The sequence below is a fragment of the Methylobacterium sp. M6A4_1b genome (assembly GCF_053345175.1).
This window is the reverse complement of the sequence record NZ_JBKEZQ010000025.1, coordinates 42,848-54,686: the sequence shown is the minus strand read 5'-3', so window position 1 is coordinate 54,686 and position 11,839 is coordinate 42,848. Positions and strand designations below refer to the sequence as shown.

Genomic DNA, 11,839 nt, shown 5'->3' with positions numbered 1-11,839 from the left:
TCGTCTTCCCAGGCCCGAGGACCCAGTGACGTGTTGATGATGGGCTCGCCGCTCACAGTTGCGGGGGCAGCCGCGGCCTCGGGCTTGCACCCTCACCGCGTTCCCTTTTGATCCTCCGGGGAGGAACCGTCGGACCGCAGGAGGCCCGATGCGCCCTGGCGGCGTCAATGTCCGCGCGGCGATTTCAAAGTCATGTGCCCTGTGCGCGACAGGTCGGTCTCAGACCCGGCCTTCCGGCTTCCGGGCCGGCTCGCGGCGATGTCCGGTCCCGGCCAGGACGGCGCCCCCGGCCGCGAGGCCGAGGAGGATCCACTTCAGCGGAAGCCGCTCCGCCCCTTCGCTGCGCTGGGGCTCGGTCACCATGTGCCCCGGCGACAGCTCGACGCCGGGCTTGCCGTAGGCCTGCGCGTCGGCGATCTGCTCGGCCGACACCGCCCATTCGGCGCCGATCTGGCGATCATGGGCCATCACCGCGACACCGACCGCGAGGGCGACGGCCGTGGCCGCGAAGATCCTCACCGGCGTCCTCATGTCCCGCGCTCCCGCGTTTCGCGCATCCGATCCGGCCAGAGGGTTAGGCGATCCCCCGACGCTTCACCAGGGCGCACGACCCGCGCATCGCGCCCCGCCTTCGGACCTGCGGCCTGGAACGATTTCAACCCGCGCCCAGCGGGCTCTGCAAAAAACGCATGGTACCCCGAACGGCATGACTGGCCTGCGTTCTCGCGCGATTGCGCCCACTCCCCATCGCGATATCGCTGGGGCGCCACGGCCCCGTTTCGCGACCGATCCCCGGGCGCGGGTGCCGCGTTCCAGGACCTGTTCATGGACCATCCGGTCGCGTCTCCCAAGCGTTCGTCCGCCGCCGGCGGCTGGGGGGCGCTGAAAAGCTGCGGCAAGCACCTGCTGGGCAGCCGGGCGCCGCTGTCGGGCGCCCGCGCCATGCTGAAGGCCAACCAACCCGACGGCTTCGACTGTCCGGGCTGCGCCTGGGGCGACCCGGAGCACGGCTCCTCGTTCGAGTTCTGCGAGAACGGCGTGAAGGCGGTCTCCTGGGAGGCCACCGACAAGCGCACGCCACCGAAGTTCTTCGCCCAGCACAGCGTGACCGAACTGCGCGGCTGGACCGACTACGCCCTGGAGGGCGAGGGCCGCCTGACGCATCCCATGCGCTACGACGCGGCGAGCGACCGCTACGTCACCACGACCTGGGATGCCGCCTTCGCGGAGATCGGCGCCACCCTGCGCGGGCTCGACCACCCGGACCAGGCCGAGTTCTACACCTCGGGCCGCGCCTCCAACGAGGCGGCCTACCTCTACCAGCTCTTCGCCCGTCACTACGGCACCAACAACTTTCCCGACTGCTCGAACATGTGCCACGAGGCCAGCGGCATCGCCCTGCAGGCGGCCATCGGCGTCGGCAAGGGCACCGTGCTGCTGGAGGATTTCGAGAAGGCCGACGCGATCTTCGTGGTCGGGCAGAACCCCGGCACCAACCATCCGCGCATGCTCGGCGATCTGCGGCGCGCCGCCCAGCGCGGGGCGAAGGTCGTGGTGTTCAACCCGGTGCGCGAGCGCGGGCTGGAGCGCTTCGCCGACCCGCAGAACACCGTCGAGATGCTGCGCGGCGCCAGCGCCCCGGTGGCGAGCCACTACTACCAGCCGCGGCTCGGCGGCGACATGGCGGCGTTCCGGGGCATCGCCAAGGCGGTGTTCGCGGCCGACGACGCGGCGCGCGCCGCGGCCGGGCCGTCGCTCCTGGATCGCACCTTCCTGCGCAACCACACGGCCGATCACGAAGCCTACAGGGCGGCGGTGGACGCCACGACCTGGGCGGCCATCGAGGACCAGTCCGGCCTGACCCGCGCCGAGATCGAGGTCGCGGCCGCGGTCTATCTCGCCGCCGACAAGGTGATCTGCACCTGGGCCATGGGCGTGACCCAGCACCGCCACTCGGTGGCCACCGTCCGCGAACTCACCAACGTCATGCTCCTGCGCGGCCATGTCGGCCGCCCCGGCACCGGCCTGTGCCCGGTGCGCGGCCATTCCAACGTGCAGGGCGACCGCACGGTGGGCATCAACGAGAAGCCGCCGGCCGCCCTCCTCGACGCTCTGGAGCGGGAATTCGGCTTCACCGCGCCGCGCAAGCACGGCCACAACGTGCTGGCCGCCATCGGGGCGATGCGCGACGGCGCGTCGAAGGCCTTCATCGGGCTGGGCGGCAACTTCGCCCGCGCGACCCCGGACACCACCCTGGTGGCCAGGGCCCTGGCCTCCTGCGAGCTCACGGTCCACATCGCGACGAAGCTCAACCACTCGCACCTCGTTCCCGGCCGCATCGCCTACCTGCTGCCGTGCCTGGGACGCACCGAGATCGACCGCAACGCGAAGGGCAAGACCCAGATCGTCACGGTCGAGGATTCCATGAGCATGGTCCACGGCTCGGGGGGCATCAACAAGCCGGCCTCGGCGGAACTCCGCTCCGAGATCGGCATCATCGCCGGCATGGCGGCGGCGACCGTCGGATCCGCGCGGGTGGACTGGGCGGACCTCGCCGACGATTACGACCGGATCCGCGACCTGATCGAGCGCACGATCCCGGGCTTCACCGGATACAACCTGCGCGTCCGGCGTCCGCGCGGCTTCATGCTGAAGAACCTCGCCGCCGAGCGCAGCTTCGAGACGCCGACCGGCCGGGCCACCTTCTCCGCCGGCCCGCTTCCGGAGGCGACGGAGCACCAGCGGGCGAAGCGCGCGACCGACACCTTCGTGCTCCAGACCTTCCGCAGCCACGACCAGTACAACACCACGATCTACGGCCTCGACGACCGCTACCGCGGCGTCTACGGCGAGCGGCGTGTGGTCTTCGCCCATCCCGACGACCTCGCCGAGATCCGTGCCCGGGCCGGAGACCGGGTCGACATCGTCGGCACCCATGCCGACGGCGTGATCCGGGTGGCAGAGGATTTCCGCCTCGTGCCCTTCGACATGCCGCGCGGATCGCTGGCCGGCTACTACCCGGAGCTCAACGTCCTCGTGCCGCTCTCGACCTTTGGCGCGGAGAGCGACACGCCGACCTCGAAGTCGGTCCTGGTGCGCCTGCGCGCGGCGGCCGCCGCATGAGCGAGCCGCCCGCGGACGCCGAGACGTTCCTCGCGGTCACCGACTCGGTGGCTGCCCTCCAGCCCGGCCTCTCGACCCTGGAGGCCGGCATCCTCGCCGCGCTCCACCTCGAACTCGCCCGCGACAGCCGCAGCTTCGCCCGGGTGTTCGGCATCGAGCACGCTCTCGTGCTGCGCGCGGTCGAGACGCTGGCCGGCGAGGCCGGCCTCCTCGCGCCGCAGGCGCGCAACCCGCGGACCCAGCGCACCCGCTACGTCGCCAGCTCGGCGGGGATTGCGGTGCTGGCGCACCTGCACGGGTGAGCGCGCACGCCCGCGCGCGCGAACCCGCCGCTCAATACCCCTTGGCGGCGATCGCCTCGCGCCAGTTCACAGCCCGGCGGGCCATGCCGATGTGCTGGCGCTCGTACATGCGGCCCTCGATCTTGATCGCACCGCGCTTGGCGTTCTCCTCGCGGTCGAAGGCCTCGATCACGAGGCGGGCGCGGCGGACCTCCTCGTCGGAGGGGGCAAAGCAGGTGTTGGCCGGCTCGAGCTGATTGGGGTGGATGAGGGTCTTGCCGTCGAAGCCGAGGTCGCGCGCCTGCTGGCACTCGGCCCGGCACCCGGCCACGTCCTCGATGTCGTTCCAGACGCCGTCGAGGATGGTCAGGCCCTCGGCGCGGGCGGCCGCCAGGGTGAACATCATCCACGGCAGCATCGGCACGCGGCCGGGGACGAGCTGGGCCCAGGTGTCCTTGGCCAGATCGTTGGTGCCGAGCACGAAGCAGGTCAGGCGGGTGCGCCGGTCCCGTTGCGCCTTGGCGATGTCCTGGATGTTCAGGATCGCGGCCGGGGTCTCGATCATCGCCCAGACGGCGATGCTTTCCGGGGCGTCGAGGGCCTCGAGGTGATTGGCGATGCTCTCCAGCACGGCCGGCGAGGACACCTTCGGCATCAGGATCGCGTCGGGGCGCGCCTCGATCGCCGCCTTCAGGTCGGCCTCGCCCCAGGGCGTCTGGGGGGCGTTGACGCGGATGATGATCTCGCGCTCGCCGTAGCCGCCGCCCTTCACGGCGGCGCAGACCTGCTCGCGGGCGACCTCCTTGGCGTCCGGCGCCACCGCATCCTCCAGGTCGAGGATCAGCGAATCGGCCGAGAGGGTCTTCGCCTTGTCGAGGGCGCGCTGGTTCGAACCGGGCATATACAGCACGCTGCGGCGAAGGCGGAGGTCGGACATGAGGTATTCCCGTGATTTGCGCTGAAGCTTAGTGCAACACGCCGACGGAGACACCCCGAGGATGCCGGAATGGCGTGGCATTCCAGCGATTCTGTTGCACCGCACTGGCCCGAAACGGACGAGACCTTTGCGCCGTCCGACCGGATCAGTGCCGCAAGGGCGCGGTCACGCTGAAGGTCACGGTGTAGTCCGGGTCCTCGATCAGCGCGTCCGCCTCGGTGAGCTGGTAGTGGCCGGGCGAGGCCGGCTCGATCGCTTCGAGGACGGGCGCCACGACGTAGGGCTCGCCGGTGTCGCTGCGCAGGAGGGTGATCCCGATCTCCGCATCGACGGCGGTCACCGGCCCGAACACCTGCTCGCGCCGCAGCAGGGTGCCGTCATGCTGGAGGTGGGTGATGCCGACGAGGAGCGTCGCGCCGATCAGCTGGTCGGCGAAGTCCTGGTCCCAGGCGAGGCCACCCTCGTCGTCCGCCGGCTCGGTCATGCCGCAGGAATGGCGAAAAACCGCCCGCCCGGCAACCCGGCCTCAGAACAGGCGGCTGCCGTTCGGCACCGCCCGGTCGGGGCGGAACAGCACCACGGCGCCCTGGGTATCGGCGAATCCGAGGGTCAGCACCTCGGACAGGAACTTGCCGATCTGACGCGGCGGGAAGTTCACCACCGCGGCGACCTGCCGGCCGGGCAGGTCCTCGGCCCGGTAATGCTCGGTGATCTGCGCGCTCGACCGCTTCGTGCCGATCGCCGGCCCGAAATCGATGACGAGCTTGAGGGCGGGCTTGCGCGCCTCCGGGAAGGGCTCGGCCGGCACGACGGTGCCGACCCGGATGTCCACGGCCAGGAAGGCGTCGAAGCCGATCGCCGGGGCGGCCGGCGCATCGGCCGCGTGGGTGACGTGCATGGCGGTCAGGCCGTGCGGAGCTGGCGGCGCTTGCCGGCGGAGGAGACCTGCATCAGCGCGACCATGACCAGGATGGTGCCGAGGTAGACCAGCACCTGCATGCCGCTCGGACGGTCGGTATAGCCGACGAGGGCATGGAGCACGCGGCCGACGAGGCTGTCCTCGCGCAGGATGGCGGAGGTGTTCCAGAGCGGCCGGTCGAGCACGGTGATCAGGCCCGCATTGGTCAGGAACTGCGCCGCCTGCGCGGCGAGGCCGGCCGCCAGCAGGACGATGAGTCCGCTGGTCACCGAGAAGACGTAGCGGGTCGGGATCGCCGCGAGGCCGAAATAGCTGACCGAGGAGGTCGCGGCGCCGACGGCGACGCCGGCGAGCGCCCCGAACTGGATGTCCGGCCCGGAGGTGCCCGAGGCGACGAGGCCGTAGAGGAACAGCACGAGCTCGGCGCCCTCGCGCAGGATCGCGGCGCCGACGACGAGGGCGAGGCCGGCGGCCGTACTCTGGCCGGTGCGCACCGCCTCGCCGGCCGCGCGCAGCTCGCCCGCGAGTTCGCGCCCGTGCTTGGCCATCCAGGTGTTGTGCCAGATCAGCATCAGCACGGCGACGATCAGCACGCCGGCGTTGAGGATCTCCTGGCCCGCGCCCTCGAAGGCATCGGAGATCTTCTCGGCGAACAAAGCCACCAAGGCGGCGCCCGCGAGGCCGCCGAGGACGCCGAGGCCGATCCAGCGGCCGCGCCCGGCGATGCCGCGCGTGGCGGCCAGCACGATGCCGATGATGAGGCCCGCCTCGATGACCTCGCGGAAGGCGATGACGAAGGCTCCGATCATGCGGAGGTTTCCTTTTCGCGTGTTCGCAGTCGCGGCCGTGACGGCCGCCCTACCAGATCCAGAACAGCAGCGCCCAGCCGGAGACCGAGAGGGCGCAGGCGGCGGCGACGCCCAGCGTCGCCCCGATGCGCCGCAGGCCCCGCGCCGAGAGCCCGGCCACCGACCAGGCGAGCCAGACGCTCCACAGGCTGGTGCCCAGGAGCAGCGCGGCGCGCATCTCGGAGACGTATGGGATGAGGATGCCGTCGCCCCGCAGGAACGTGACGGTGAGGGCCGAGAGGCCGAGGAAGACGCCGCAACCCGCCACCGGGATCAGCGTCTGGGTGAGGTGGTGGAAGCGCGCCCGCGACCAGCCGAGGGACAGGGTGGCCAGCGCCACGAGGCCCGAGAGGGAGAGGCCGAGCACGATCGCGGCGGCGGCGATGTAGCCCAGCAGCAGCCCGCCGTCGAGGACGCTGAGCACGTCATTGTGCTCGGGATAGTTCGTCAGGATGTACCAGGGCAGCGTGGTCTCGAGGGGCCAGGTCGTGCCGCGCTCGATCAGCCAGGTGGCCAGCGCCTGCTTGACGTCGATGAACCAGGGGCTCGACGACCACTGGAAGGCGCCGACGGCCAGGCCCATCATGCCGAACAGGATGAGCATGGTCTGGTCGAGGCTCGGCTCGCCGCCGGCGACGTGGACGATCTCGTGGGTGGGCGAGCGCCGGGCGAGGCGCACGGCGCCGCGATAGCCGGAGCAGCGCCCGCACATGTGGCAGGCGCCCGCGCCGTTCATGGTCTTCACCGGCACCAGGGGCGCGCAGTTGAACGCGTCGCCGCGGGGCTCGGACGCGGTCGCCCCGCGGGGCTTCGGCGAGGCCGCCCAGGCGGCGTGATCGACCTGGAAGCTCACTGGCGCGAGCTTGGCGAGCACGGCGAAGACGCCGTTGACGGGGCAGAGATAGCGGCACCAGACCCGCTTGTTGCGGCCGTAGAGCAACCCGACGAGGATCGCTGCCACGGTGGAGCCGCCGAGCACCGCGAGCACCGGCTTTGGATAGCCGTAGACGCTGACCATCTGGCCGTAGACCGTGGTCCCGGCGAAGGCCACGAAGGGCCAGCCGCCCCAGGTGATCCAGCGCGGCACGGCGCGGCCGAGGCTCCAGCGGCTGGCGAACTCGGTCAGCGCTCCCTCGGGGCAGAGGATGCCGCACCAGGCCCGCCCGACCACCACCATGCTCACCAGCACGAAGGGCCACCAGATGCCCCAGAAGGCGAACTGGGCGAAGACGGTCAGGTTGTTCCACAGATGCGCGCTGCGGTCGGGCAGCGGCAGGAAGGCCGGGACCGCGACCAGCACGAGGTAGATTGCGACCACGCCCCACTGGATGGTTCGGATCGTGCCGCCATGGCGCTGCATCCAGGCCCCGAGATCGGCGAGCTTCGCGTCGATCCAGGCGTCACCCGGCGTGCGGGTGTCGCGCGGCGGGCGGACGTCGTGCGGCTTGAGGGACGTCGAGGCTGCCATTCCGGTTGGATTCGCCAGGGTTACGGGTGCCGCTTCACTTCGCCACCAGGGTGGCCTTGGAGTTGGGGTGGAAATCGTCGAACACGTCGTAGCTGCCGGGATCGACGGTGCGGAAGACGATGGAGGAGGTCGCGCCCGCGGCGAGCGCCTTCTCGCGCTTCAACTCCACGCTCTCGAACTCCACCGGGCTGGTGCCCGTGTTGGTGATCTCGAGCTTGAAGCGGGTGTTGGCAGGGACCTCGATGACGTTCGGGGTGATGGTCCCGTCCTTCATCTCGACCTTGATGACCGGCAGGTCTTCGGCGCACGCCGGCGTGGCGGCGAGGAGACCGGCCGCGAAGGCGCAGGCCAGGATTCGGCGGTGAACGGCCATGGGGCTCAATAGGCTCCCTTCTTGCCGATGCCCGCGAAGGTGAAGTCCTGGATCAGGTCGAAGGGCTTGAACCACTCGGCGACGCCGGTCTCCTTGTCGACGTGGCGGCCGAAATGGCTGTGCGGGCCGGGGGGCGCGACGGTGAGCTTGAGGCGGTAGCGGCCGGGGCCGGAGAGCTTGACGTTGTCGCCGTAGTGCGGACCGTCATTGGCGACCATCGGCATCAGCGATCCGGAGACCTTCGGGCCGGTGGCGGCCTCGCCCTCCAGCTTGGTGATCTCGAAGCTGACCGTCAGCGACGGGACCCAGTCGCCCTCGGCGAAGCCGTTGCGGTTGTCCTTGGCGGCGTGGATGTCGGCCTCGAGGTGGATGTCGGACGCGGACGCGGCGCGCATCATGTCCGGCGGGTCCATCTCGATCGGCTGCAGGTAGACGGCGCCCACCTCGATCCCGTTCTGGATGACGTGCGGGCCGATCGGCGTCTCCTTCGCCTCTGCGCCACTCCCGAGGGAGACGGCGCCGGCGAGCAGGAGGGCCAGGGCGAAGGAGGAGCGGAGATTCTTGCGCATCGTGGCTAGCGCGTAGACCAGACGATAAACCAAGCAAAGAGGCTTTTTCGTCACGTTCCTTAATGAGAACAATTCCAAACTAAGGTTCTACCTGAAGCGCCAAGTAAATCCCGCCCGATGTCCCAGTCTTTCGTCTTGCGCGCGGCCGGGTCCGCAAGTGCCCGCGCGCATGGCGTCCGCCCCGCGTCACGCAGGCGTGAATTCGGCGGCCGGCTTGTCCAGAGGGCGTTCGCCGGCCCGGGAGAAGGTCCGGCGCGTCAGCCCCGGATAGGCCAGCGCCTGGCTGATCCCGCGGCCGGCCAGCAGAATCAGGAAGGAGAGCCACAGGCCCCCGTTGCCGAGGCCGGCGGTATGGGCGGCGAACAGGGCGAGGCCGTAGAGCGCGCTCGCGGCGAGCATCAGGTTGCGCATCGCCCGCGTCCAGGTGGCGCCGATGTAGATGCCGTCGAAGGCGAAGGGCACCGCCGCCAGCAGGGGCGCCAGCGCCGCCGGCAGGAGGTAGAGCCGGGCCATGGCGCGCACCTCCGGGCTGGTGGTGACGGCGTCGATGAAGGCGTTGCCGGCCAGGAGGAAGCCGCCCGCGATGGCGGCTCCGAAGGCGAGGCACCAGAGCAGGCTTAAGGTGGCGGCCCGGCGGAAGCGGGCTTCGTCCCGGGCGCCCACCGCCTGTCCGCACAGGGTCTCGGCGGCGGTGGCGAAGCCGTCGAGGAAGAAGCCGCCGATCATGAAGAGATTCCACAGGACGGCGTTGGCGGCGAGCACCACGTCGCCGGAGCGCGCGCCCAGCGCCGAGAACAGGGTGATGCAGCCCACCAGCAGCAGGGTCCGGATCATCACGTCGGCGTTGACGCTCAGCATCCGGGCGAGCGCCAGGGGATCGCGCACCACCCGGAACGGCACGGCGAAGGGCCGCGAGCCGAGGCGCGCCAGGAGCACGAGCCCGAGGACGGCGCCGGCCGCCTCGGCGATGAGCGTGGCGAGCCCGGCCCCGGCGACGCTCATGTCCGCGTAGAGGACGAAGGCCAGGGTGAGGACGATGTTGGTCAGGTTGATGGCGACCTGCAGGATCAGCCCGAGATCGGTCCGCCCGCGTCCCAGCACCGATCCGAGGATCGCGTAATTCGCCAGGGTGAAGGGGGCGGCGAAGATGCGGATGTGGAAATAGGCCGTCAGCGCCGCGATCACGGCGGGGCTGGCCCCGCTCAGGGAGAAGGCGGCGCGGCCGATCGGCCCCTGCAGCACCACGATCACCAGCCCGACGAGCAGCGCCGCCGCGAGGGCGCGCGCCAGCGTCCGGTCGACCTCGGCGGCGTCGCGGGCGCCCACCGCCTGCGCGGTGAGCCCGGCGGTGGCCATGCGCAGCGACCCGAACGACCAGAAGATCGCGTCGAAGATCACCGCGCCGAGCGCCATCGCGCCGAGGAGCGCGGCATCGCCCAGCCGGCCGATCACGGTCGCGCCGACGAAGCCCAGCAACGGCGTCGTCACGTTGGCGAGCGTCATCGGCAGGGCGAGCGCGAGGACGCGCCGGCTGGTGGCCGGTGGGGCTGAGGGCGTCATGAAGGGGCCTTTCGGACGGCGGTCGATCCGATCAGTGGCAGCCGCAGCCGCTGCCGCAGCTTCCGCCGGAATCGCTCGGCGGTGCGGCCGGCTTCGCGCTCCGGCGCACGGGATCGCGGCTCAGGCCCCGCTCCTCCAGCTCGGACAGGTAGGTCGCCCAGCGGTTCCGGTACTCGCGCCCGAGATCGTAGAGGTAGCCCCAGCCGAAGAGGCCGGTATCGTGCATGTCGTCGAAGGTCAGCTTCACCGCGTAGTTGCCGATCGGCTCGACCTTGAGGATCGCCACGTCGCGCTTGGCCGCGACGACCTTGCGCTCGGAGGGCGAGTGGCCCTGCACCTCGGCCGAGGGGCTCGAGACCCGGAGATACTCCGCCGGCAGGGCGAAGCGTCCGCCATCCTCGAAGGCGACGTTGAGGGTGCGCTTGTCGCCCGAGAGGCGGATCTCGGTGGGCCAGCGCTCGGGAGCGGCCGGGGCCGCGTGCGGATCGACAGCCTGTTGGGTCATGGTGGCTTCCTTCCGGCCGCGTCGGCCGCCGGCCTCGACGCAGATTCCCTTGCACGACGCTGGGCATGTTCGCACGACGCCTGGCATGCATGGCGCCTGCGACCTGCGCAAACTTGCCCGCGACCGTGCGAGACCTCATATGACGTGTCATGCTAGGTTCGTCACGCGACCGCGCCAACGTTTCCCCACCCCGACAGAGCACAGAAATCCGCATGTGGGGTCCCCGCGTCACCGACGATGCCGCTCCGGTCGCTCCCGCGCCCCTGATCGACCCGTTTCAGCGGGCGATTACCTATCTGCGCATCTCGGTCACCGATCGCTGCGACCTGCGTTGCGTGTATTGCATGTCCGACGACATGCAGTTCCTGCCAAAGCGCGACCTCCTGTCCCTCGAAGAACTGGACCGGCTCTGCGCCGTCTTCATCCAGCGCGGTGTGCGCAAGCTCCGCATCACCGGCGGGGAGCCGCTGGTCCGCCGCGACATCATGCACCTGTTCCGGCGCCTGTCCCGGCACCTCGGCACGGGCGCCCTCGAAGAGCTGACGATGACCACGAACGGCACGCAGCTCGGCCGCTTCGCGCCGGAACTCGCCGAACTCGGCGTGCGCCGCGTCAACGTCTCCCTCGACACCCTCGACCCGGACAAGTTCCGCGCGGTGACCCGCCGGGGCGACCTCAAGGTGGTGCTCGACGGCATCGAGACGGCGCGCAGGGCCGGCATCAAGGTCAAGATCAACGCGGTGGCGCTGAAGGGCGTCAACGAGGACGAGATCGCCGACATGATCGCCTGGGCGCACGGCGACGGCATGGACATGACCCTCATCGAGGTCATGCCGCTGGGCGAGATCGAGGGTGACCGCACCGACCAGTTCCTCCCCCTCTCGGTCGCCCGTGCCCGGCTCGAGCACCGCTACACGATGACCCCCCTGCCCGACCGCACCGGCGGCCCGGCGCGCTACGTGCGCATCGCCGAGACCGGCGGACGCCTCGGCTTCATCACGCCGCTGACCCATAATTTCTGCGAGAGCTGCAACCGGGTGCGCCTCACCTGCACGGGCAAGCTCTACATGTGCCTCGGCCAGGAGGACGCCGCGGATCTTCGCGCGGCGCTGCGCGCCTCCCCCGACGACGCCCTGGTGACCCAGGCGGTGATCGACGCCATCGCCCGCAAGCCCAAGGGCCACGACTTCGTCATCGAGCGGGCGCGGCCCGCCGCCGTGCCACGCCACATGAGCGTCACCGGCGGATAAGTCTCC

General features: G+C 70.6%; 13 protein-coding genes and 1 riboswitch. Of the genes, 3 read left to right on the top strand and 10 right to left on the bottom strand.

Translation table 11 applies throughout. The annotated features are described in order from the left end of the window. Positions 1-146: riboswitch (cobalamin riboswitch) on the bottom strand. This riboswitch is flagged as partial in the annotation. Between the two features lie 73 nt (positions 147-219). Continuing rightward, a complete protein-coding gene (locus ACLBWX_RS19125) occupies positions 220-531 on the bottom strand; it encodes a hypothetical protein (RefSeq protein ID WP_447678575.1) in 312 nt (103 codons plus the stop codon). Between the two features lie 294 nt (positions 532-825). Between ACLBWX_RS19125 and ACLBWX_RS19120 the strand changes: the two genes are divergently transcribed. Both ACLBWX_RS19120 and ACLBWX_RS19115 read left to right on the top strand, forming a co-directional pair. After that, positions 826-3,123 (top strand): FdhF/YdeP family oxidoreductase, encoded by a 2,298-nt coding sequence (locus tag ACLBWX_RS19120; RefSeq protein WP_447678574.1) that lies wholly within the window; start codon positions 826-828, stop codon positions 3,121-3,123. Beyond that, entirely contained in the window at positions 3,120-3,425 is a 306-nt protein-coding gene (locus ACLBWX_RS19115; protein ID WP_447678573.1) for a hypothetical protein, read from the top strand. The genes ACLBWX_RS19120 and ACLBWX_RS19115 overlap by 4 nt, the downstream gene beginning before the upstream one ends. 31 nt (positions 3,426-3,456) lie before the next feature. Here the strand turns inward: ACLBWX_RS19115 and ACLBWX_RS19110 are convergent, their stop codons facing one another. The 9 genes from ACLBWX_RS19110 to ACLBWX_RS19070 all read right to left on the bottom strand — a co-directional run bounded on the left by ACLBWX_RS19110 (position 3,457) and on the right by ACLBWX_RS19070 (position 10,583). Then, the gene (locus tag ACLBWX_RS19110; RefSeq protein WP_447678572.1) at positions 3,457-4,341 is read right to left on the bottom strand and encodes an HpcH/HpaI aldolase/citrate lyase family protein; all 885 of its coding nucleotides are present in this window, start codon (positions 4,339-4,341) and stop codon (positions 3,457-3,459) included. A gap of 145 nt (positions 4,342-4,486) precedes the next feature. After that, entirely contained in the window at positions 4,487-4,825 is a 339-nt protein-coding gene (locus ACLBWX_RS19105) for a hypothetical protein (RefSeq protein ID WP_447678571.1), read from the bottom strand. A 42-nt stretch (positions 4,826-4,867) separates the two neighbouring features. Further along, entirely contained in the window at positions 4,868-5,239 is a 372-nt protein-coding gene (locus tag ACLBWX_RS19100) for a tRNA-binding protein (RefSeq protein ID WP_447678570.1), read from the bottom strand. Positions 5,240-5,244: 5 nt separating this feature from the next. After that, a complete protein-coding gene (locus tag ACLBWX_RS19095; protein WP_447678569.1) occupies positions 5,245-6,069 on the bottom strand; it encodes an FTR1 family iron permease in 825 nt (274 codons plus the stop codon). A 49-nt stretch (positions 6,070-6,118) separates the two neighbouring features. Continuing rightward, positions 6,119-7,468 carry a 4Fe-4S binding protein gene (locus ACLBWX_RS19090; protein WP_447678578.1) on the bottom strand — a complete coding sequence of 450 codons (1,350 nt, stop codon included), beginning with the start codon at positions 7,466-7,468 and terminating at the stop codon, positions 6,119-6,121. A 142-nt stretch (positions 7,469-7,610) separates the two neighbouring features. Then, positions 7,611-7,949 (bottom strand): cupredoxin domain-containing protein, encoded by a 339-nt coding sequence (locus tag ACLBWX_RS19085; RefSeq protein WP_447678568.1) that lies wholly within the window; start codon positions 7,947-7,949, stop codon positions 7,611-7,613. Between the two features lie 5 nt (positions 7,950-7,954). Beyond that, the gene (locus tag ACLBWX_RS19080; protein WP_447678567.1) at positions 7,955-8,518 is read right to left on the bottom strand and encodes an iron transporter; all 564 of its coding nucleotides are present in this window, start codon (positions 8,516-8,518) and stop codon (positions 7,955-7,957) included. Positions 8,519-8,704: 186 nt separating this feature from the next. Continuing rightward, on the bottom strand, positions 8,705-10,078 hold the full coding sequence (locus tag ACLBWX_RS19075) for an MATE family efflux transporter (RefSeq protein WP_447678566.1): 1,374 nt from the start codon (positions 10,076-10,078) through the stop codon (positions 8,705-8,707). Between the two features lie 31 nt (positions 10,079-10,109). Further along, entirely contained in the window at positions 10,110-10,583 is a 474-nt protein-coding gene (locus ACLBWX_RS19070; protein WP_447678565.1) for a gamma-butyrobetaine hydroxylase-like domain-containing protein, read from the bottom strand. A gap of 212 nt (positions 10,584-10,795) precedes the next feature. Between ACLBWX_RS19070 and moaA the strand changes: the two genes are divergently transcribed. Continuing rightward, the gene (gene moaA, locus ACLBWX_RS19065; RefSeq protein ID WP_447678564.1) at positions 10,796-11,833 is read left to right on the top strand and encodes a GTP 3',8-cyclase MoaA; all 1,038 of its coding nucleotides are present in this window, start codon (positions 10,796-10,798) and stop codon (positions 11,831-11,833) included. Positions 11,834-11,839: the final 6 nt, after the last annotated feature.

Coding starts and splice junctions, on each gene's coding strand:
- ACLBWX_RS19125 (WP_447678575.1), bottom strand. CDS start 531: ATGAGGACGCCGGTGAGGATCTTCGCGGCCACGGCCGTCGCCCTCGCG.
- ACLBWX_RS19120 (WP_447678574.1), top strand. CDS start 826: ATGGACCATCCGGTCGCGTCTCCCAAGCGTTCGTCCGCCGCCGGCGGC.
- ACLBWX_RS19115 (WP_447678573.1), top strand. CDS start 3,120: ATGAGCGAGCCGCCCGCGGACGCCGAGACGTTCCTCGCGGTCACCGAC.
- ACLBWX_RS19110 (WP_447678572.1), bottom strand. CDS start 4,341: ATGTCCGACCTCCGCCTTCGCCGCAGCGTGCTGTATATGCCCGGTTCG.
- ACLBWX_RS19105 (WP_447678571.1), bottom strand. CDS start 4,825: ATGACCGAGCCGGCGGACGACGAGGGTGGCCTCGCCTGGGACCAGGAC.
- ACLBWX_RS19100 (WP_447678570.1), bottom strand. CDS start 5,239: ATGCACGTCACCCACGCGGCCGATGCGCCGGCCGCCCCGGCGATCGGC.
- ACLBWX_RS19095 (WP_447678569.1), bottom strand. CDS start 6,069: ATGATCGGAGCCTTCGTCATCGCCTTCCGCGAGGTCATCGAGGCGGGC.
- ACLBWX_RS19090 (WP_447678578.1), bottom strand. CDS start 7,468: ATGCAGCGCCATGGCGGCACGATCCGAACCATCCAGTGGGGCGTGGTC.
- ACLBWX_RS19085 (WP_447678568.1), bottom strand. CDS start 7,949: ATGGCCGTTCACCGCCGAATCCTGGCCTGCGCCTTCGCGGCCGGTCTC.
- ACLBWX_RS19080 (WP_447678567.1), bottom strand. CDS start 8,518: ATGCGCAAGAATCTCCGCTCCTCCTTCGCCCTGGCCCTCCTGCTCGCC.
- ACLBWX_RS19075 (WP_447678566.1), bottom strand. CDS start 10,078: ATGACGCCCTCAGCCCCACCGGCCACCAGCCGGCGCGTCCTCGCGCTC.
- ACLBWX_RS19070 (WP_447678565.1), bottom strand. CDS start 10,583: ATGACCCAACAGGCTGTCGATCCGCACGCGGCCCCGGCCGCTCCCGAG.
- moaA (WP_447678564.1), top strand. CDS start 10,796: ATGTGGGGTCCCCGCGTCACCGACGATGCCGCTCCGGTCGCTCCCGCG.